Origin of the sequence: Streptomyces sp. Tu 2975 (assembly GCF_009832925.1) — a bacterium.
Taxonomy (GTDB): Bacteria; Actinomycetota; Actinomycetes; order Streptomycetales; family Streptomycetaceae; genus Streptomyces.
On the sequence record NZ_CP047140.1, the window covers coordinates 45262 to 65041 of the forward strand.

Genomic DNA, 19780 nt, shown 5'->3' on the forward strand with positions numbered 1-19780 from the left:
CTCCCCCGCGCCATGTGCCGGCCCGCCCCGGTGGGTGCGGGATGTCGCGTCTCATTCTTCTGTGCTGTTCTCGTCCCGGTTCAGGGGCGCCACGCCCTTGCCGGGTTCGACGACGTCGCGCCGACCGGCGGTTTCGGCCGCTTCGAGCTGTGTGACGACCGGGTGGTGGAGGTCGAAGGCGGGCGATTCGGAACGGATCCGGGGCAGCGTGGTGAAGTTGTGCCGCGGCGGGGGGCACGAGGTGGCCCATTCCAGGGAGCGGCCGTAACCCCAGGGGTCGTCCACATCGATGCGTCTGCCGCTCTTCGCCGTCTTCCAGACGTTGTAGAAGAACGGGAGCGTCGAGGCGCCCAGGAGGAACGCGCCGATGCTGGAAAGGGTGTTGAGGGCGGTGAAGCCGTCGGCGGCGAGGTAGTCGGCGTAGCGCCGCGGCATGCCTTCGGCGCCGAGCCAGTGCTGGACGAGGAACGTGGTGTGGAAGCCGATGAACAGCGTCCAGAAGTGGATCTTGCCGAGGCGTTCGTCGAGCATCGTGCCGGTCATCTTGGGCCACCAGAAGTGGAAGCCGGCGAACATGGCGAACACGACGGTGCCGAAGACGACGTAGTGGAAGTGGGCCACGACGAAGTAGCTGTCGGTGACGTGGAAGTCGAGCGGCGGCGAGGCGAGGATGATGCCGGTCAGGCCGCCGAAGAGGAACGTGACGAGAAAGCCGACGGACCACAGCATCGGCGTCTCGAAGGACAGTGACCCCCTCCACATGGTGCCGATCCAGTTGAAGAACTTCACCCCGGTGGGCACCGCGATGAGGAAGGTCATGAAGGAGAAGAACGGCAGCAGGACCGCGCCGGTCGCGAACATGTGATGGGCCCACACGGTCACCGACAGTGCCGTGATCGCGATGGTCGCCCCGATCAGGCCGACGTAGCCGAAGATCGGTTTCCGGGAGAAGACGGGGAGGATCTCGGTGACGATGCCGAAGAACGGCAGGGCGATGATGTAGACCTCGGGGTGGCCGAAGAACCAGAACAGGTGCTGCCACAGGAGTGCGCCGCCGTTCTCCGGGTTGAACACCTGTGCGCCGAAACGCCGGTCGGCCTCCAGGACCAGCAGCGCGGCCGCGAGGACGGGGAAGGCGAAGAGCACCAGGACCGAGGTGAACAGGATGTTCCAGGTGAAGATCGGCATCCGGAACATCGTCATTCCCGGCGCGCGCAGGCAGATGATCGTCGTGATGAAGTTGACGGCGCCGAGGATCGTGCCGAACCCGGACAGCGCCAGGCCCATGATCCACAGGTCGCCGCCCACGTACGGCGAGCGCTCGCCGCCGCTGAGCGGCGTGTAGGCGGTCCAGCCGAAGTCGGCGGCGCCCTGGGGGGTGAACAGGCTGCTCAGCACGATCAGTCCGCCGAAGAGGAACAGCCAGAACGACAGCATGTTCAGCCGTGGGAACGCCACGTCGGGAGAGCCGATCTGCAGCGGCATGACGGCATTGGCGAAACCCGCGAAGGTGGGCGTCGCGAACAGCAGCAGCATGATGGTGCCGTGCATCGTGAACGTCTGGTTGTACTGCTCGCTCGAGAGGATCTGGATGCCCGGCCGGGCCAGTTCCGCACGGAGCAGCAGGGCCATCACCCCGGCGACGACGAAGAACAGGAACGACGTGATCAGGTAGAGGTGCCCGATCTTCTTGTGATCCGTGGTCGTCAGCCACACGATGACGACCTGGCCCCGCGTGCGGCCCTTTACGGGAACGGGCGCCGGCGTGCCGGTGGATGTGACCATGTGTGACCCCCGGGCGGTTCTGGCGGTTCCTTCGTGCGCGGTTCGGAAAGCGGCGGTTCGGAAGCGGTGGAGTGCCCAGCCAACGCGATGCCACACGTTATGCCGCGAAGCCGCGCCGGGGCCCGCGGACACGCCCTCGGCCGGGTCGGCGGGGCGGGGGCAGGCGGACGGGCGCCGGTGGTCTGCGAACGGGTCCTGCGGTCCGTCCGGGTGGAGGCCGGTGGTGACGGACGCACCGGCATCTCGGGCGGAGTGTGTGCCGAACGGGTGAGCGGACGCCCGGTGGGGCCGCCCGTGGTTAGCATCCGGGAAGGGGGACGCCCACCGATGGCACGGAGGCCGTCATGCCGCAACGACCCGCATCCCGTCTGTCGACGAACCGGTCGAGCCTCGGCCACAAGGCGCGGTACGCGCTGCGGCATCCGCAGCGTGTGCTGCCCTACCTGCGCCGGGCGGGCCGGGACACCTGGCTGCGTCTGCGTCACCGCGGCGGCCACGTCGCCTACTACCGGGCGGTGATGGCCTCCGACACCGCGAGAAGCCCGGAGGCGGCGGTCGGCGGCGGGCCTTCCCACGACCGCTGGCTCGCCATCGGGCAGATGCAGTTCGACTACCTGTGCGAGCACGGGCTGAAGCCGCAGGACCGGATGCTGGAGATCGGGTGCGGCAATCTGCGGGCCGGCTGGCGGTTCATCGACCATCTGGAGCCCGGCCACTACTACGGGATCGACATCTCCCCCGACATTCTCATCGAGGCCAAGAAGACCCTCGTCCACTACGGGCTCCAGCGAAAGCTTCCGTATCTGACGCCCGTCGACAACCTGACGCTGGACTTCCTCCCCGACGCCGCGTTCACGGTCGTGCACGCACACAGCGTCTTCTCCCACTCGACGCTGGAGATCATCGATGAATGCCTGGCGAACGTGGGGCGGGTGCTCGCCCCGGGCGGGTTCTTCGACTTCACCTACGACCGCACCGAGACGCGCGAGCACCAGGTGCTGGGCGAGGACTTCTACTACCGGACCCAGACGCTGATCCGGCTGGCCGCCCGGCACGGTCTCACCGCCCGCTTCATGGACGACTGGGAGCAGCTGCCGCACGGCCAGTCGAAACTGCGCGTCACCCACGCCGCGTGAGCGGCGGGGCGCCGCGTGAGCGACGGGACGCCGCGTGAGCGACGCCGCTCCCCCGGCGGTGCGGTACGGGCCGCCGGTGCCGTGCGGACCGCCGGTGCCGTGCGGACCGCCGGTGCCGTGCGGACCGCCGGTGCCGTGCGGACCGCCGGTGCGGTACGGGCCGCCGGTGCCGTGCGGACCGCCGGTGCGGTACGGGCCGCCGGTGCCGTGCGGACCGCCGGTGCGGTGCGGATGTGGTCGCGTACGGCAGGTCCGCCCGCCGTGCGCCGTAGAGCGGGATGCACCGAGCACCTGAATGCCTGAACGGAGAGATCGCATGCGTGTTGCGGTAGCGGGCGGCACCGGCCTGGCCGGGCGGCACGTCGTCGGGGAACTGCGTGCCGCCGGGCACGAGCCGGTGGTGCTGGCCCGTTCGACGGGTGTGGACGTCACCACCGGCCAGGGCCTCGCCGACGCCCTGGCCGGTGTCGGCGCGGTGATCGACGTGACCAATGCACAGACGCTCAGCCGCAGGAAGGCCGTGGCGTTCTTCGAGTCGGCGTCGCGCCATTTGCTCGGTGCCGAGGAGCGGGCGGGCGTGCGCCATCACGTGGTGCTGTCGATCGTCGGCATCGAGCGGGTCGGCCACGGCTACTACCAGGGCAAGATCCGTCAGGAACAGGTCGTGGCGGCCGGCCCGGTCCCGTGGACGGTGCTGCGGGCGACGCAGTTCCACGAGTTCGCGGACCAGCTCCTGGACGGCATGCCCGGCCCGCTGGCGGTGGTCCCGCGGATGCGCGTCCAGCCGGTCGCGGTCCGGGAGGCGGCCCGAGCCCTGGCCGAGTTGGCCGAGGGGCCCGCGCAGGGCATGGCCCCGGAGCTGGCGGGCCCCCGCGAGGAGTGGCTCCTCGACATGGTCCGCCGCCTGCTCCCCACCCGCCCGGAACGCCGCTTCGTGCTGCCGGTCCGCTACCCGGGAGCGGCCGGCCGGGCGATGGCGGGCGGCGGCCTGCTCCCCACGGGGCCGGGCCCGCGGGGGATGCAGACGTTCGACGCGTGGCTGGCGGTCAAGCGCGGCTGAGACCGCCTGAAGGTCAGGCGCCGGCCGCTGCCGTGTAACGGGCGGCGACGTCCTCCCAGTCGACCAGGTCCCACAGCTTGGTGACGTAGTCGGGGCGGACGTTCTTGTACTGCAGGTAGTAGGCGTGCTCCCAGGCGTCGAAGACCAGCAGCGGTGTGCTGCCCTGGCCCACGTTGCCGTGGTGGTCGTAGACCTGCTCGACGATCAGGCGGCGGCCGAGCGGCTCCCACGCCAGGACGCCCCAGCCGGACCCCTGCACCGAGGTGGTGGCGACGGTGAGCTGTTTCCTGAACGCCTCGAAACCGCCGAGGTGTTCGTCGATGGCATCGGCGAGGGCCCCTACGGGGCGGTCGCCGCCGTCCGGGGAGAGGTTCTCCCAGAAGATCGAGTGCAGGGCGTGCCCGGAGAGGTTGAAGGCGAAGGTCTTCTCCAGACCCACCAGGCCGGTGGGGGTGATCAGGTCCTTCTCCCGGGCCTCGGCGAGCTGTTCCAGGGTGTCGTTGGCGCCCTTGACGTAGGCGGCGTGGTGCTTGGCGTGGTGCAGCTCCAGGATCTCCGGCGTGATGGCCGGGGCGAGCGCGGAGTAGTCGTAGGGCAGGTCGGGAAGCGAGTAGGTGCCCATCAGGCACGTCCCCTTTCGTTTCCGTACGGGTGATCGTCCGGGGACAGCCAACCCCTATTGCGCATTACTTGCAACAACCTATCGGATGCAGGAACATGGCCCGGGGGCGGGGTCGGCACGTCAGCTTTCGGCGGTGGGCGGCATTCGGTGTGCTGCCGTTCCTCCCGAGAGGTGATCGTCTTCTCACCGGCGCCCGCCGGACGCCGACCCCGCTCCCCCGGCGCGTACAGGGCCGGGCCGCAGGTCTCTCGACGCCGACTCGCAGCGGCCCGGCGCGGCGCACCTGCCGTCGTGACCTGCGCCGCGGTCCGTCGCGCCGGTCCGCGCGACCTGAGAGCGACCACGGGTCCGCCGAACGGCGGAGGCGGGCGCGGGGAGTTGCCGCTCAGGGCCGATGGCCCGGGAGGGGGTGACGTCAAGGATGGGACACGTCGAACACACCAACTCCCGGGAGACCACCGTGTTTTCTTCGTCAACACGCAGGACAGCGGCCGTGCTGACCGCGGCCGTCGCAGTGCTCGCCGTGAGCGGTGTCTCCAGCGCTTCGGGGGCCTCCGACGACTCCGGCGCTTCTGCCGAGGGTCGCGGGACACCGTCGCATGCGAGGGTCACCGGCCACGGGGACTTCACGCTGCCCTATCACCAGGACGAGGACGTCCGCTCGTTCAGCTTCGACGCGGTCGCCGCTCCGTACAGCCGGCCGCTGCCCGGGATACCCACGGGTCTTCCCACCGACGCCCGCGGGACGGTCAGGATTTCGCACTACTCGGCCGAACGGGACGTCACCTACACGGCGGAGGGACGGGTGGACTGCCTGGTCACAGGCCCCCGTTCGGCGACGCTGACGGCCGTCATCACGAAGGTGGGTCCCGGCGGGCCCGTCGACATCGGCCGGCGGCTCGGGTTCAGCGTCCACGACGCCGGCAAGGACGGCAAGAACCGCTCCGGCGACCGTGTGGGCTTCTCGTGGAACGGCGTGAACCTGCTGCCGGGCGGCGCGGACGCCCCCGAGGAGGCCACTGTCGGCACCTGCATGGCGCCGGCGCCGTACGCCCCGGTGACCAAGGGCGGCTACACGGTCGTGCACGCCGAACTGCCGGCGCCGGCACAACACTGACCTGCAGCCCTGCTCTGCACGCGCGGTCGGCGATCTGCACGCGCGCAGCCGGCCCGGCACGGGCGGGGCCTCTGCGCCTCGCCCGCGGCGGACCGGTGCTGTCGTCGCCGGCCGTGGCCGTCGCGGTCCGTCAGTGCGGCCGCCGAGTGCCGTGGTAGTGCTGGGCGAGCCGGGCGAGGGCGACCGCGCCGAGCAGGAGACCGAAGTCGCGCAGCGCGATGTCGTAATGGCCCGGGATAGTCAGCAGGTTGACGATGATGCCGGCGAGCCAGCCGGCCACGAGCCAGCCTCCGAAGCGCGGTGCGAGCGCGACGGCGACGCCCGCCACGATCTCGATGACGCCGACGGCGTACATGGCCTGCTGGGCGCTGCCGGGGACGATGTCGTTGATCCACGGCGCGAGATAGACGGGCCAGTCGACGAGCAGGTTGGTGAACTTGTCCAGCCCGAACAGGACGGGCGCCACGGTGAACCCGATGCGCAGGATGGCGAACGCCTGGTAGCCGGGGTCGGCGAGCGCGGCCCGCCGGGCGGGGGCGGACGTGGTGGTTGTGGTGGGGGACGACATGGTGGGCGCCCTTCTTTCCGTCTTCGGTTTTCTCTGCCGAGCTTCTATCGACAACTCTCACTAACGATAGAAGCGCGGATCAGCTCTTTAGTCAATGGCCGTTGGTTTTACACTGGTGTTCGTGGACCACCCGAAAGAAGCACCCCACCCGGATGCCGCACCCGACCCGGATGTCTCCGCCGTCGCCGCCCTCGACGAGCCGACCCGCAGGAGGCTCTACGACCACGTCGCGCGCCAGCCGGGACCGGTCAGCCGCGACGAGGCCGCCGCGGCTCTCGGCCTGGCCCGGCAGACGGCCGCCTTCCACCTGGACCGCCTGGCCGGCGAATCGCTGCTCGACGTCGTCTACGAGCGGCGCAGCGGACGCACCGGTCCGGGAGCGGGCAGGCCCGCCAAGCTCTACAAGCGCTCGGCCAAGCAGGTCGCCGTCAGCCTGCCCGAGCGCCACTACGAACTGGCCGGCCGGCTCCTCGCCCAGGCCGTGGAGACGTCCGAGGCCACCGGCGAACCGGTCACGACCGTGCTGCACCGTGAAGCGCACCGGCTCGGCACCCAGCTCGCCGGGCAGGACCCCACGAACGTGCTCGACCTGCTGGAACGGTACGGATTCGAGCCCCGCCACGACGGGGACGCCATCGTTCTGGGCAACTGCCCCTTCCACACGCTCGCCCGCGAACACACTCGAACGGTGTGCGGCATGAACCTCCACCTGCTGCGCGGCGTCCTCCAAGGGCTCGGCGAGGACGGCCTCCACGCGTGCCTGGCGCCCACCCCCGGCCGGTGCTGCGTCCGCCTGGAGCCGGCGCCCTCCTCCTCCGCGGATCCTTCTCCCCGTGCCGGACGCTGACTCTCCCACCGCGCAGGGCCGAAACCAGGTGGTCCGGACGACGGGTTGCAGTTGCCGCTGCGGCAACTCCTACCGTCCTGACCAGGGCCGGAGAAACCGGCCCGGTGACGCACTCGTGAGGGAGAGGCGATGGAGTGGCCGATCCCGGAGGTGGCCCGGATGTCGGGCGTGACCGCCCGGACCCTGCGGCACTACGACGAGATCGGTCTGCTGCCTCCGGCCCGGATCGGCGCAGGCGGCCACCGCTACTACGAGGAGCACCAGCTCCTGCTGCTGCAGCAGATCCTCGTACTGCGGGCCCTGGGCGTCGGGCTGCCCGAGATCGGCCGGATCCTGGCCGAGCAGGTCGACGAGGTGGAAGCCCTGCGCGGCCACCACCGGCGGCTGCTCGCCGAGCGGGACCGGCTCGACAAGCTGGCCGGCACCGTCTCCCGCACGATCGCCGAACTGGAACAGTCCAGGAAGGACGGCAGACGCATGACCGCGATCAACCGACCGGAGAACCTGTTCGAGGGCGTGCAGCCCTCCCAGTACGAACAGAACATGCGTGACTTCCCCGGGCTCGCCGAGGATGTCGGCCGGCGGGCCGCCACGATGAGCCGGGCCGAGGCAGAGGCGGGGCATCGCGAGCGCACGGCGCAGATGATCCGGCTGGCCGAGCTCATGGCCGCCGGCACCCCGGTCGACGCCGAACCCGTACAGGCAGAGATCGACGCCCAGTACCGAGCGCTGTCGGAACTGCGCACCGTCGCTGCCGACGAGTACCGCGCGATCGGGCGCTCCTGCGTGGACAACGACGCCTGGCGTGCCGCGTACGAGGCGATCGCCCCGGGCCTGGCCGCCTACCAGCGTGACGCCATCGAGGCGTACGCCGCATCCGAGCTCGGGTGAACCACGACAGAGCCGCCGCCGCGGGCCGAACCCCGGTGGCGGCTTGGGGCGTTCCTGCTGGATCCAGGGGCCGGGGCCGTGCTGTTCGCCGTCTGCGAACTGCTCGCGCTGCTCGTACAGTTCGCAGAGGTCCGCAGGGAAAGGATGTGGCGATGGCACTGGCCAGGAAGGGGTCGCGGCGCATCACCGTCGACGGCGCCGCCTACCGCTGGAGGCTGCGCGGAAGGCCGACGTACGACCAGGGAATGGTGTGGTCCCCCCTCACCTACGCGGTGGAGATCGCGGACGGTCCGGGCACGACCTTGGTGGTCACGACCGATCAGCCGCATCCGGGCAACTGGCTGGGCAGAACGGCCGCGCCGCTCCTGCCTTCGCACGTCGCCGACAGCATTCGCACCGCCCGCGCCGACGGTTGGACGCCCGGGGGTCCCGGCTCGCCGTTCCGTCTCGACCGGTCACAGGGATTCGTCCCCTCCCGCTGACCGTCGCCGCACCGAAGGAGTCTTGTCCATGACCAGGAACGAGGATCGTTGAGCACCGGCGCGGGCCAGGAAGAGCCAGGGCAGGATCTCGACAGGCGGAGCTTCGAACGGCTGCGGGCGATGGCCGAGAACGAGCACGGCAGACACCTTGAGGCAGTGCGTCTCATCGCGCAGGAGCGTGCCTACCACAGCAACGGACCCGCGGAGTGTCGACAGTGGGCCAAGCTCTCCCTGCTCGCGAACCGGCGTGCGCACGGTGACAGCCCGGAGGACCGGACGCGGGCGGCCATCCAGGACTTCATGCTCCGGATGTGGGTCATCGACCGCCTCGGTCCCGACGACGACGATCCCGACCGGAGCCCGGACACACTGGCGTCCGACACGCTCGATGCGCTGCGTCTGACGCCCTCACAGGCCGGTGCGCTCGCCGGCCGCTGGCGTGATTCGGCCATCGAGCAGATCCGCGAGCTGCGGCGGCACAAGAACCTGACGGCTCATCTGGCCGGCCTCGCCGGCTACCTGGAGCCCGGCCCGACGCGGGATCTGCTTCTCGCCTGGGCCACGGTCCGCCCTCGCCTGCCCTGAGTTGGACGGCGCCCCGACACCGTCCGGCCGCGTCAGCAGGCGGTCGTCGTCGATCGCCGGCGCGGTCATCGACCCGACGGTGAAGCTCAGCAGTACCGGGCCGTTCGCTGCGGCCAAGAAAGAGAAAAGGCAAGGAGGTTACCCACTCCTTGCCACTCTCAACTTATAGCGCACCGGGGGCTTGCGGCAAGGCCCGGGGTGTGCCGCAGAATGATCGACCCAGGCCGGAACCTGCGGAAATGACAGATTCGCGATGTATGCAAGCTTTTGTTGCTGTGCGGGTTGTGCGGGGTGCCGTACCGCCGGCGGGGCTCGCGGTGCGGGGGCGATGGGCCCGGTGCGCAGGTGCGGGGGTTGCGCGCCTCCGGTCTGCGCGGGCGGATGACCAAGATGCAATCTCGTTGAATGGGCGTTCTGATGATTGACGTGATCGTGGTCGGCGGCGGGCCGACCGGCTTGATGCTGGCGTGCGAGTTGCGGCTGCACGGCGTGCACGTGGTCGTGCTGGAGAAGTTGACCGAGCCGACGCGGGAGGGCCGCGGGCAGGGCCTGCACACGCGCAGCGTCGAGGTGATGGACCAGCGCGGTCTGCTGGACCGGTTCCTCGCGGTCAGTGAGAAATTCCAGGTCGGTGGTCTTTTCGGGGGCATCGTCAAGCCGTGGCCTGACGGTTTGGACACGGCGCACCCGTACGGCGTCGCCACTCCGCAGCCGGTCACCGAGCGGCTGCTGGGCGAGCGTGCCGTGGAACTGGGCGTGGAGATCCGGCGCGGCTGCGAAGTGGTCGGGGTGAGCCAGGACGAGGACGGGGTGAGCGTCGAGCTGACGAACGGCGGTGCCCCCGCCGGGGGCGTAGCAGGCGGAGGAAGGACGCACCTGCGCTCGCGTTACCTCATCGGGTGCGACGGCGGCCGCAGCGTGGTGCGCAAGCAGCTCGGCGTCGGTTTTCCCGGCGAGCCCGCCACGGTCGAGACGCTGCTGGGCGAGATGGTGCTGACCGAGGATCCGGCGACGATCGCCGCCGTCGTCGAGGAGGTCCGCAGGACACAGCTGCGGTTCGGGGCCGTTCCCCTCGGGGAGGGGGTGTACCGCATCGTCGTGCCGGCCGACGGCGTGTCCGAGGACCGTGTGACCGGGCCGACCCTCGAGGAGTTCGAGCGGCAGTTGCGGGCCGTTGCCGGTACCGACTTCGGCGTGCACTCGCCGCGCTGGTTGTCCCGGTTCGGCGACGCCACCCGGCAGGCCGAGCGCTACCGGGTCGGCCGGGTGCTGCTGGCGGGTGACGCGGCGCACATCCATCCGCCGACCGGGGGGCAGGGGCTCAACCTCGGTGTCCAGGACGCGTTCAACCTCGGCTGGAAGCTGGCCGCCGAGGTCGCCGGCTGGGCACCGGAGGGCCTGCTGGACAGTTACCACGCCGAACGGCATCCGGTGGGCGCCCGCGTGCTGGACAACACCCGCGCGCAGATCACGCTGCTGGGGACCGGTCCGGGGCCGACCGCGCTGCGGGAGTTGTTCACGAGGCTGATGGACTTCGAGGAGGTGAACCGGTACGTGACCGGGATGATCACCGCGGTCGAGGTCCGCTACGACTTCGGCGAGGGGCATGAACTGCTCGGCCGGCGGATGCGGGACGTGCAGCTGAAGCGGGGGCGCCTCTACGAGCTGATGCACGAGGGCCGCGGGCTGCTGCTCGACCGGACGGGCCGGCTTTCGGTGGAGGGCTGGGCGGACCGGGTCGACCACGTCGTAGATGCCGTCGACGTCGGCGACGTCGGTGAGGAACCGGACGTGCCCGCGGTGCTGCTGCGGCCGGACGGCCACGTGGCGTGGGTCGGGGAGGATCAGCAGGATCTGCTCGGCCGGCTGCCCACATGGTTCGGCGCCGCGGTCGGATGAGCGCACGGGGTCGCGGCCCGGGAAGGTGCCCGCCGGGTGCCACCGCCACCAGACAGGTCACTGTCCGCTGTGGCCGCATGACTGTGCGGTTCGGGCGTGAGGGGTGCATCGGGGGGCGGGGCCGGTGGGGGCGGATGGTGCGGTTGCCGGGAACAACCCGGGATGGTTTACCGTTCATCTGTATGTGGTCGCGGAGGGGACAGTGTCCCCGGGCCTCACCTGTAGCCCATGGGGAAGATCGTTCGGCTGAAGCCCTGTGGAGCCCCTCGCCGAGAGGCGACCGCCCTCCGTGTCCACCCTGTACCGATCCCGGCTGGTCCCCCCCGTCCAGCCGGGATCTTCCTTTTCCCGGAAGGCCGCGCCGGATTCCCGGAAGGGCGACGCCGTATTCCGGCACACCGAGCCACCGGCTCAGGAGCCGGCCGCCGAGCCGGGCGGCAGGCCCCGTAGAGGGGCGACCCCGGCCGACCGACCCGGACCGTGACCCTGCCCGAGGACCGCCTTCCGCCGCTGCTCGACGCCGTGCGCCGGGCCAGGCGGGCTCAGTCCCGGGCGGGTGGAGAGCGGACCGGCGACGGCGTCGCCCTCGGCCTCCGTACCCGCTCCGCGGATGCCGTAGCTGTCGCCCAGCCAGGCCCGCGCCGACTTGGCCTGCCTGCCTTTTGCGGGACATCATCGCCGAACCTGGCCGGCCGCCCCGGATCCGGCCCAGGCCGAACGGCCACACGTTCTACTCGCACCCCGGCCGACGCTGATCACCGTGACGAGCAGGCAAGGGGACTGCGGCAAGCTGATCGAAGAAACCCCACGAGACGAAACCGATTCATCCGTGCGGTGTGCGCGGGATGGCGTGAGCGCGCGCCACTCATCTTCCAGGATGCTGAACACTTCGGAGTCTCGCCAACCGTCCCGGATCAACGCGGTATGACGATGGCGCCCTTCCCACGTCATGCCGAGCTTGCCGAGTATCCGAGCTGACCCGAGGTTCCGCGGGTCACAGGTGGCATGGACGCGGTGGAGCTCAAGGTCCTCGAACCCTCGCACCAGTAGTCCCTTCCCGATCGCCGTTCCGACGCCCTGACCCCAAACCCGAGGATGCACGGCATAGGTGATTTCGCCTTGACGTTGTCCTCGACTCCGAAGGTGGAGCTCACCCATGCCGACCACGTCGCCCTCGACACGCGCTACATAAGCGAACCGCTGCTGAGGTGATGCTGACCAGGCTTCGACCGCAGCCACCACGAACGCGCGTGTTTCCTCTTCGGTGTTCGGCCCCCAGGTCTGGAAACGGCAGACCTGGGCGAGGGAAGCCCAGGAGTGGACGGCTCGCCAGTCTGCGAGCTCAATTCTCCTCAAGATAACCGAGTGTTGAGCCACGGAATGATCTTGTCAGGTGCAGTCGCGGCGATCCACGAGATCGAGAACAGGCACTGAGTGGCTTCGAGAGTTGCGGCGGAAAAGGTCCCTGCTCGATGAGCCGGAGCCGCTGCGGACGGTGGGCTAGGCCGTGTCTGACTGGTCGGTGACAAGCCTGACCGTGGATCGTTGAGAGCAAGGTGGGGCGGGGAGATCTCAAACCTAGCGAGACCGACTCACCTGCGTCCCGCCCGGCCACCCGGACCGGGGCACCGCCGGTGGCTCCGGCACCCGGGCAGCCGAAGATGCCCGCACCAGCGGTGGGAACACCTCGGAGGTGAGCTCCTCCAACAGGACACGAATCACGGCAACTCCCCAGCCCGCGTTCCGCACACCCGGCGAGGGTCAGGCGATGCGGGACCGGCGCACGGCCTGGCTCGCCATCGTCCAGAGACTGTGCGCCTTCTCCGAGTTTCCAATCAGGTCAGCGAGGGGCTCCCATGAACGTTCAAGGGTTGTGTGGGCCTCGTTCGTGCTCGCCTGCAGAGCTCCGCAGGCACGTAGCACGGCGATGGCGCGCCGCACCCGGCGGCCTGTAGCCCGTCCGTCGCGAAGGCCCCGCCAGAGTTTCCTCATCTGTGGTTGGTCGAGGAGTTCCACCGCGTGGGCGAGCGGCATGGTGACTTTGCCGTTGAACAGGTCCTCGCCGGCCTGTTTGGTCGCTGTGCCTCGGCGGATGACGCCTTGCAAATCCAGTACGTCGTCGATGATCTGGTAGCTGGTGCCCACCGCTTCTCCGAATGCGCCTATGGTGGCCCGCATCTTGAGGTCTGCTCCGGCGAGGAGGGCACCTGCTTCCATGCAGGCGCGTACGGGTGCTCCTGATTTCAGCCGGTGGGTCACGCGAACCAGTTCCAGCACCTCACGGCCCCGGCCGGTGGCGACCGAGGCGTCCATTTCCGTGCGATGACCCGCCAGGTCCAAGCCCTGTCCGGCGTGGGCGGCTCGGAGCGCCCCCAGGCATGTCTCGTACACGGCGCTGCGCAGCGCGGCGTCGTGGGGGAGTGTGATGCGCAGGGCATGGTCGAAGGTGAAGTAGGCGGCAGTACCTGCGTTGAGCGTGATCGCCGCGCCAAATACCGTGTGAGCCGATGCACGGCCGCGTCGCAGTCTCGCCTCGTCCTGCACGTCGTCGACCATCAGGGATCCGGTGTGCATGAGTTCCATCGCCGCCGCCAGGGGAAGGTAGCGGGTGCTGTCGCCTCCGAGGAGGTCGATCACGCTCAGCAGTAGTTGTGGGCGCCAGCGTGTGCCGCCTGCCTCTACCAGGTAGCGCACTGGCTCCACGAGCGCTTGGTGCAGTCGCTCGCCCGCCCGGTCGAGGGTCTTCGGTGTCAAGTGGCGGAGGTCCACGGGCCCGCACAGCTGCCCGATCGTCTCCGCGCCCGCGGCGGCGGGGTACAGGCTGTCCAGGGCCCGGGCCAGGGAGCCGGTCCACGGGCCGGCATCAGACTCTGCGACGGCACGGCCTGCGGTCATGCCCCCTGCAGGCTGTGGAACCGCAGAGGGCACAGTCGGAGCAGTCATCGATCGGCCGTTTCCACTTCGCGTCTCTACCTTCCCGTCCCGTCCCGGTGCGGCTCGGCTCGCGACGGGCGCTTGTGCAACGAGAACGACGCAGATGGGGTAACGGCGTTGGTCGCCGTTCGTTAAGCGCCGGTACAGCTCGGTGAAGGGTGGCGGGAGATGAGCAAGGGCGACCTGGTCCTGCGCGTGCGCGATGTACACAAGAGCTATCGGCGGCGCCCTGTACTGCGCGGGGCGACTCTAGAACTGCACGCGGGCACTTTGATCGGGATCGTGGGGGAGAACGGTTCCGGCAAGAGCACGCTGCTGCGCATCCTCGCCAACGAACTGGCCAAGGACAGCGGAACGGTCGAATGCGTTGCGAAGGTGGGATTCTGCCCCCAGAACAGCGTCCTGCACGAGGCCCTCACCGTCGATCAGCATCTGCGCTACTTCCAGGTCGCTTACGGTCTGGACGATCTCGGCCGGGCCTCGCAGTTGCTGGAACTGCTGCACTTCACCCCGTACCGCCAGGCCCGCCTGGGAACGCTCAGCGGCGGTACCAGGCAGAAGCTGAACTTGACGCTGGCGCTGATGCACGACCCGGGAGTGCTCCTGCTGGACGAGCCGTACCAGGGCTTGGACTGGGAGACGTACCTGCGCTTTTGGGACCTGGCTGCAGCATTACGCGACCGGGGCCGGTCCGTGCTGGTGGTGTCCCATCTGGCGTACGACACCAAGCGTCTGGATGCCGTGTACCGGCTTGAGGGCGGGATGCTGAAGCAGGCGGCGCGCGCCGAAACCCATGCGGGTGGCGTATGAGGCGGGGATGGCTGTGCTTCGGCACGGCGGTACGCTTCGCGCTCCTGGAACAGCTGCGCAACCACCTCGCGCTGGTACTGATCGTCTTCTTCGTACCCTTGTGGCTCTCGCTGGCTTTCGGCGTCTTCGCCGAGACTCCCGTCCCCTTCTTCCTCCGCGCGGCCCACCGAACGGTCACCGTAGACGGCAACGTCCTCGCCCAGCTCACGGGGGCGTTCCACGCGCTCGCGCTGATCGTGGGCTTCATGATGTTCCTCGCCGCCACGCGGTCCGCCGACTTCGACCACCGCCTGGTGATGGCCGGCTTCCCGCGCACGTGCCTGGTACTGGCCAAGTACACGGCGCTGGTCCTCAGCGGTGCCGCCGCCGCGCTGTACGCCACCGGATGGGTCCGGGTCTTCTGGCAGCCCGTACGGCTGGATCTGCTGGCGGCCGCGTTGTTCACCGGCGCACTGATCTACGGGGGAGTCGGCATCATGCTCGCGGCCGTACTGCGTAGTGACCTCGCGGGGATGTTCCTCGTCATCATGGTCAGCTTCATCGATGTCGGCCTCCAGAACCCGATCGGCAATCCGGCCGCCGACAGCCCCGTTCTGCGCTTCCTGCCCACCTACGGTGCGATGCAGTCCGCCGTCAGCGCGGCTAGCCTCCACACCACGCCCTGGTCCTACCTGGCCATGGGACTGTGCTGGGCAGCCGGCACGGCCACGGTCGGCATGAGCGCGTTCACACTCCGCACGGGCCTTCTGAAAGGACGGCGAACAGGGTGAGGGAACACAGGGCCGCCGCCCGCGACGCCCTGGCAGGGCAGGTGTGCCTGGTGACCGGTGGCGCTCAGGGCATCGGCTGGGCCATCGTCCGTGCTCTGGCGGCCTCGGGCGCCCGGGTGCACGTGGCCGACCACTCCCGCGAACACCTGAACACCGCCGCTGGCTCCTTGACCGGTCCAATGGCGAACAGGGTGATGCTTCATCACGTCGACGTGAGCGACCACACCGCGTACGAAGCGTGCATCCATGAAATCCGCCGAGACGAGGGCCGGCTGGACATCCTGGTGAACAACGCCGCCTTCGTCGAGTGGCGTGATGTGACCGAAACGAGCACCGAGAGTACCGAGCGCACGATGCGCACGGGTTTGGATGCCGTTGTCCACGGCATCCAAACGGTGCTGCCGGTGATGCAGGCTGTCGGCCGCGGGCACATCGTTACGATCGGCTCGGCTGCGGGTGTCATGTTCTTCAAAGGGCCCTCGGCCGCCTACACCGCCATGAAAGCCGCGGTGAACGCTTACACCCACGTCCTCGCCGCTGAGCTGGCCGACTCACCCATCCATATCCTGCTTGTGCGCCCCGGCCCGGTGGCTGGCACCGACTTCTTCGGCAAGCACGTCGCATCCCACCGGATGCCCCGCCTGGCGGACATCCTCCCCCTCACCACACCCGACCAGGTGGCCCATGCCGTCCTGCGCGGCATCACACGCAGACAAGCCGTGGTCGACATTCCCCGCAGCCTCCCATTGCTGTACCGCGCCTACGCCTTGGCACCCGGGCTCTTGCGCCGGCTGACCACTTTGACGGGGCCGTCGCACCGGGACTACGCGGCCCTGCCCACCCGCCGCCGCCCGATGTTGCGGATCGCCAACCGGATCGGCCCCAGCCGTCTCACCGGCCTGGTGACACGAGCTGCGATCATGCCGGCGGACAGGGCCTTGCAGCGACGCACCACCGGGCGCCTGAGCCTGGGACGAGCGCTCGGGCTTCCCTCCCTGCTGCTCACCACGACCGGCGCCCGATCAGGACAGCCCAGAGACGTCCCGCTTTTCCACGTACCGCACCAGGGCGGCTTCGCGGTCATCGCCTCCAACTTCGGGCTGACCCACCACCCAGCCTGGAGCACCAACCTCCTCACACACCCGAACGCCACCGTCGTCACCGACGGACAGCGCCTTCAGGTCACCGCCCGCCTGGTGGACGGCGCAGAACGCGATCAGATCTGGCGAGCCGGCGTCGCCCAGTACCGCGGCTACCGCAGCTACGGCGACCGTAGCGGCCGCGACCTGCGTGTCTTCCACTTGCAGCCCGCCCCCCGCCGGGGCCCCGGCTCGCAGACCGGAGCCGCCCCACTGTGCCTGTCACGAGCGGCCCATCGCGAACAGCAGGAACCGCGCGAGCGCACTCCTCCCCACGATCTGCGTGAGCGTCACCGTCCCCCTAGTGAACTGCGCGAACGAGTGCCACGCCGGACGGAATCCCGCCAGCGTGGCATGCACCAGCCCAGGATGGCGCTCACACAGCGTGCGCAGCCGGTGCCCGACGCGCATCTCCTCCCCAAGCCCGGCCTCGATGGCGAGGGCGTAGTCAAACCCGCGCTGTCTGGCGACGTCCGCGTCCCGCGCGTCGGCGATGCGGACCGCCCACTCTCCCGCCAGGCGCCCCGAACGCAACGCGAAGGAGATCCCCTCACGAGTCCACGGCTCCAACAGGCCCGCCGCGTCCCCGCACACGACCACCCGGCCACGCGAGAGCGGAGAATCAGCCGAGCGGCAGCGCGTCAGGTGGCCAGAGATGACATCGGGCTCGAAGCCCGCCAGTCCAAGGCGGGCGATGAACTCCTGCATATACCTCCTGGTGGCCGCCCCACTGCCGCGGGCCGCGATCACCCCGACACTGAGAGTGTGTCCCTTGGGGAACACCCAGCCGTAACTTCCCGGCACCGGCCCCCAGTCGATCAACACCCGCCGGGCCCAACTCTCCGCCACCGCGGGAGGTACCGGGATCTCGGCCTCCATCCCGAAGTCGACCTGCGCGAGCGTCACCCCCACGTGCACCCCGGTGCGCCCCGCGCTGCCGTCGGCTCCAACGACCGCGCGAGCCGACAGTGTCTGACCGTCGCAGAGAACGACGGCGGCCGTTTCCGGGCCGTCCTGATCGATTCGGGAGAGCGTCACGCCTGTGCGCACCACCGCGCCGGCCTCCCGGGCGGCCTCGACCAGGGCGGCATCGAACGCGGGCCGGTCGACGAGGGCGAAGAGCATCCGCCTGGAGCGGCGGGTACGGATCAGCCTGCCGTTCAAGCAGAAGGTGACCGCGTGGACGCGGTCCCGCACAGGCACCCGAAAGCCGCTCGGCATCGCGTCCAGGGAGGGGCCGATGATGCCGCCACCACACGTCTTGTAGCGCGGTAACTCTGCCTTCTCCAACAGCAGCACCCGACGGCCCGTGGAGGCGGCGGCGTGCGCGGCCGATGCCCCTGCGGGCCCCCCGCCCACCACCACGACGTCCCACACGCCCCCGGACGCATCCCGATCCGCTGCTCCCGCCCCCTCCTTCACCACGTCGCCGCAGCTCCGCTCCACTGCTGCCCCGCTCGGTCACCGCTGTCGTCCACGATCCGCCTCCGCCTTCGGGGAACTGTCCCTTGAGAGAACGACTCTTGCGCCTGATCCGGTACGCGGGTGCAAGTAGGAGGTGCGGTGGCGGTGACTGGGTGTCGCCAGATCCGACCCCGGCCGCGTACCGCACTTGGCCTCTGACTGCTTCGACGGTGTGAATCGTTCCTGCGGTGAATGTCTGCGGCTGTGTGGGTGAGCGCAGCCCGCTATGTCTCCGGTGGAGGTGAGGAGGCCGGTAGAAGACGGGGGTCGTTCCGTCGTCCTGAGGGGTGTTTGTGATGAGCCGAGGCTTGATCGTCGTGGATGTGCAGAAGGACTTCTGCGAAGGAGGCAGTGTTCCCGTCGCGGGAGGCGCGAAGCTCGCCACCGCGATCGCCGAGCTGGTGGAGCAGGGCGCGGACGGTGACTACCAGTACGTCGTGGCCACCCGCGACCACCACATCGACCCGGGCGGCCACTTCTCCTCGAGCCCGGACTTCAAGGACAGCTTCCCCGTCCACTGCGTCGCCGGAGATGAAGGCGGAGAATTCCATCCGAACTTCGCCCCGGCCGCCGCCGGCGGCAAGGTCCACGCCGTCTTCTTCAAGGGCGCACACAGCGCGTCCAAAAGCGGCTTCGAAGGCGCGGACGCCGAAGGCACCCCGCTCGCGGATTGGCTGCGCGCACGCGGGGTGCGGCACGTCGACGTGGTGGGCATCGCAACCGATCACTGCGTGCGCGCCACCGCCCTGGACGCTGCCGCGGCCGGATTCCGAACCCGGGTACGCCTGGACTACACGGTCGGTGTCGCCCCCGACACCATTGCCTCCACTCTGGACGACTTCCGCCAGGCAGGCATCAAGGTGTCCGGCAAGGCACCGGCGCCGAGGTAGCCCAGCAGGCAGGACAACTGAGTCGTCCGTACCTGGTGGTGAACCCGTCGGGCCGAGGAACTGCGCGGGGGCTCCATGTCCGATCTGCCGGCCTGCGGGCCGACTCTCCTCGTGGGGCAGTCCAGGCAGGCTCTGCGATCCCACGGACGACGACACTGCACAGCCCCTCAGAGGAGTGAAACCCGCACTTACTCGCAGGATCCGGGCGGAGCGGCGTGGCGGCGCTGTTGTCGATCCGAGCGGGCGGGGCCCGTTCGGGCTGTCGGCGGATCGGTGGGCTCTTCCTCGAGCGCGCCCTATGGGTGCCTTCCGTGAAAGCCCACGTTGGGCCCGGTGCCGAGTCATTTGCGGCCCCGTCGCACTCACTGTCGTGCCTGCGGCGACCCGGGACTGACAGTGATGGCCGCTGTCAGGGACTGCCTCAAGCGGTGTCCTACCGGGGGCTGCGTAACTACCGCTGTGGAGTGATCGTCGCCGACACTATGGCCCGCTTACGGGTGCCCCGGCCGACCGGCCGCCCCAGAAGCACACCGGACGTGGTCCTGGCCGACAAGGCTATTCGTCCCGCACGATCCGTTCTCATCCCGCGCCACTGCTTGAACTTGTTGATGCAGCGCTCGACCGTGTTGCGTTGCTTGTAGGCGTCGCGGTCGAAGGCCGGTGGTCTGCCGCCGCGGCTGCCAGGCGTTTGCGGTTGGCGGCTTGGTCGGCGGGCTGCAGGATCACTGCCCGGATCCCGCGGCGGCGGCCCTGGCAACCCGATACGACAAGACCGCCACCA

The 19780-nt window shown here is 69.6% G+C and carries 18 protein-coding genes and 2 pseudogenes; 13 read left to right on the top strand and 7 right to left on the bottom strand.

The features are described from left to right. Window positions 1-51 precede the first annotated feature (51 nt). The gene (gene ctaD, locus GLX30_RS00230; protein WP_159682189.1) at window positions 52-1785 is read right to left on the bottom strand and encodes a cytochrome c oxidase subunit I; all 1734 of its coding nucleotides are present in this window, start codon (window positions 1783-1785) and stop codon (window positions 52-54) included. Window positions 1786-2129: 344 nt separating this feature from the next. Here ctaD and GLX30_RS00235 point away from each other — a divergent pair, with 344 nt between their 5' ends. Genes GLX30_RS00235 through GLX30_RS00245 form a run of 3 tightly spaced genes read left to right on the top strand, consistent with a single transcriptional unit; the run spans window position 2130 to window position 3981 of the window. After that, entirely contained in the window at window positions 2130-2921 is a 792-nt protein-coding gene (locus GLX30_RS00235) for a class I SAM-dependent methyltransferase (protein ID WP_159682190.1), read from the top strand. Window positions 2922-2936: 15 nt separating this feature from the next. Beyond that, window positions 2937-3224, top strand: a complete 288-nt coding sequence (locus GLX30_RS00240) for a hypothetical protein (protein ID WP_159682191.1) — start codon at window positions 2937-2939, stop codon at window positions 3222-3224. A 13-nt stretch (window positions 3225-3237) separates the two neighbouring features. After that, window positions 3238-3981 carry an NAD(P)H-binding protein gene (locus tag GLX30_RS00245; RefSeq protein ID WP_159682192.1) on the top strand — a complete coding sequence of 248 codons (744 nt, stop codon included), beginning with the start codon at window positions 3238-3240 and terminating at the stop codon, window positions 3979-3981. Window positions 3982-3994: 13 nt separating this feature from the next. On the opposite strand, the gene GLX30_RS00250 is transcribed toward GLX30_RS00245, so the two are convergent. Beyond that, window positions 3995-4603 (bottom strand): superoxide dismutase, encoded by a 609-nt coding sequence (locus GLX30_RS00250; protein WP_159682193.1) that lies wholly within the window; start codon window positions 4601-4603, stop codon window positions 3995-3997. Window positions 4604-5096: 493 nt separating this feature from the next. Here GLX30_RS00250 and GLX30_RS00255 point away from each other — a divergent pair, with 493 nt between their 5' ends. After that, the gene (locus GLX30_RS00255; protein WP_244257919.1) at window positions 5097-5720 is read left to right on the top strand and encodes a hypothetical protein; all 624 of its coding nucleotides are present in this window, start codon (window positions 5097-5099) and stop codon (window positions 5718-5720) included. A 130-nt stretch (window positions 5721-5850) separates the two neighbouring features. On the opposite strand, the gene GLX30_RS00260 is transcribed toward GLX30_RS00255, so the two are convergent. Beyond that, complete coding sequence (locus GLX30_RS00260) at window positions 5851-6288, bottom strand: hypothetical protein (protein ID WP_159682203.1); 438 nt, start codon at window positions 6286-6288, stop codon at window positions 5851-5853. Between the two features lie 115 nt (window positions 6289-6403). Here GLX30_RS00260 and GLX30_RS00265 point away from each other — a divergent pair, with 115 nt between their 5' ends. The 5 genes from GLX30_RS00265 to rox all read left to right on the top strand — a co-directional run bounded on the left by GLX30_RS00265 (window position 6404) and on the right by rox (window position 10992). Then, entirely contained in the window at window positions 6404-7135 is a 732-nt protein-coding gene (locus GLX30_RS00265; RefSeq protein WP_244258393.1) for a helix-turn-helix domain-containing protein, read from the top strand. A gap of 129 nt (window positions 7136-7264) precedes the next feature. Continuing rightward, a complete protein-coding gene (locus GLX30_RS00270; RefSeq protein WP_159682206.1) occupies window positions 7265-8026 on the top strand; it encodes a MerR family transcriptional regulator in 762 nt (253 codons plus the stop codon). Window positions 8027-8178: 152 nt separating this feature from the next. Beyond that, window positions 8179-8508: a hypothetical protein gene (locus GLX30_RS00275; protein ID WP_159682207.1), complete on the top strand. Its 330-nt coding sequence runs from the start codon at window positions 8179-8181 to the stop codon at window positions 8506-8508. Between the two features lie 48 nt (window positions 8509-8556). Further along, a complete protein-coding gene (locus GLX30_RS00280) occupies window positions 8557-9093 on the top strand; it encodes a hypothetical protein (RefSeq protein ID WP_244257920.1) in 537 nt (178 codons plus the stop codon). A gap of 417 nt (window positions 9094-9510) precedes the next feature. Continuing rightward, window positions 9511-10992, top strand: a complete 1482-nt coding sequence (gene rox, locus GLX30_RS00285) for a rifampin monooxygenase (protein ID WP_159694764.1) — start codon at window positions 9511-9513, stop codon at window positions 10990-10992. Between the two features lie 672 nt (window positions 10993-11664). Here the strand turns inward: rox and GLX30_RS00290 are convergent. Together GLX30_RS00290 and GLX30_RS00295 are read right to left on the bottom strand one after the other, a co-directional pair. Beyond that, window positions 11665-12369, bottom strand: a complete 705-nt coding sequence (locus GLX30_RS00290) for a GNAT family protein (protein WP_159682209.1) — start codon at window positions 12367-12369, stop codon at window positions 11665-11667. Between the two features lie 384 nt (window positions 12370-12753). Then, window positions 12754-13746, bottom strand: coding sequence for a polyprenyl synthetase family protein (locus GLX30_RS00295; protein WP_159682210.1), 993 nt, complete (start codon window positions 13744-13746; stop codon window positions 12754-12756). Window positions 13747-14094: 348 nt separating this feature from the next. On the opposite strand from GLX30_RS00295, the gene GLX30_RS00300 reads away from it, so the two are divergent. From GLX30_RS00300 to GLX30_RS36015, 3 genes and pseudogenes are all read left to right on the top strand, one after another. Next, entirely contained in the window at window positions 14095-14736 is a 642-nt protein-coding gene (locus tag GLX30_RS00300; protein ID WP_159682211.1) for an ABC transporter ATP-binding protein, read from the top strand. Then, window positions 14733-15506, top strand: coding sequence for an ABC transporter permease (locus GLX30_RS00305; protein WP_159682213.1), 774 nt, complete (start codon window positions 14733-14735; stop codon window positions 15504-15506). The genes GLX30_RS00300 and GLX30_RS00305 overlap by 4 nt, the downstream gene beginning before the upstream one ends. 920 nt (window positions 15507-16426) lie before the next feature. Next, a pseudogene (locus tag GLX30_RS36015) lies at window positions 16427-16750 on the top strand (nitroreductase family deazaflavin-dependent oxidoreductase); the annotation flags it as partial. A gap of 117 nt (window positions 16751-16867) precedes the next feature. Here the strand turns inward: GLX30_RS36015 and GLX30_RS00320 are convergent. Further along, window positions 16868-18070, bottom strand: a complete 1203-nt coding sequence (locus GLX30_RS00320; RefSeq protein ID WP_244257922.1) for a geranylgeranyl reductase family protein — start codon at window positions 18068-18070, stop codon at window positions 16868-16870. Between the two features lie 335 nt (window positions 18071-18405). Between GLX30_RS00320 and GLX30_RS00325 the strand changes: the two genes are divergently transcribed. Then, window positions 18406-18999, top strand: a complete 594-nt coding sequence (locus GLX30_RS00325) for an isochorismatase family protein (protein ID WP_159682217.1) — start codon at window positions 18406-18408, stop codon at window positions 18997-18999. Window positions 19000-19450: 451 nt separating this feature from the next. Here the strand turns inward: GLX30_RS00325 and GLX30_RS34730 are convergent. Next, window positions 19451-19746 (bottom strand): annotated as a pseudogene (locus tag GLX30_RS34730) (hypothetical protein); the annotation flags it as partial. Window positions 19747-19780: the final 34 nt, after the last annotated feature.

Coding starts and splice junctions, on each gene's coding strand:
- GLX30_RS00300 (WP_159682211.1), top strand. CDS start 14,095: ATGAGCAAGGGCGACCTGGTCCTGCGCGTGCGCGATGTACACAAGAGC.
- GLX30_RS00245 (WP_159682192.1), top strand. CDS start 3,238: ATGCGTGTTGCGGTAGCGGGCGGCACCGGCCTGGCCGGGCGGCACGTC.
- GLX30_RS00235 (WP_159682190.1), top strand. CDS start 2,130: ATGCCGCAACGACCCGCATCCCGTCTGTCGACGAACCGGTCGAGCCTC.
- GLX30_RS00260 (WP_159682203.1), bottom strand. CDS start 6,288: ATGTCGTCCCCCACCACAACCACCACGTCCGCCCCCGCCCGGCGGGCC.
- ctaD (WP_159682189.1), bottom strand. CDS start 1,785: ATGGTCACATCCACCGGCACGCCGGCGCCCGTTCCCGTAAAGGGCCGC.
- GLX30_RS00250 (WP_159682193.1), bottom strand. CDS start 4,603: ATGGGCACCTACTCGCTTCCCGACCTGCCCTACGACTACTCCGCGCTC.
- GLX30_RS00325 (WP_159682217.1), top strand. CDS start 18,406: ATGAGCCGAGGCTTGATCGTCGTGGATGTGCAGAAGGACTTCTGCGAA.
- GLX30_RS00275 (WP_159682207.1), top strand. CDS start 8,179: ATGGCACTGGCCAGGAAGGGGTCGCGGCGCATCACCGTCGACGGCGCC.
- GLX30_RS00270 (WP_159682206.1), top strand. CDS start 7,265: ATGGAGTGGCCGATCCCGGAGGTGGCCCGGATGTCGGGCGTGACCGCC.
- GLX30_RS00305 (WP_159682213.1), top strand. CDS start 14,733: ATGAGGCGGGGATGGCTGTGCTTCGGCACGGCGGTACGCTTCGCGCTC.
- rox (WP_159694764.1), top strand. CDS start 9,511: ATGATTGACGTGATCGTGGTCGGCGGCGGGCCGACCGGCTTGATGCTG.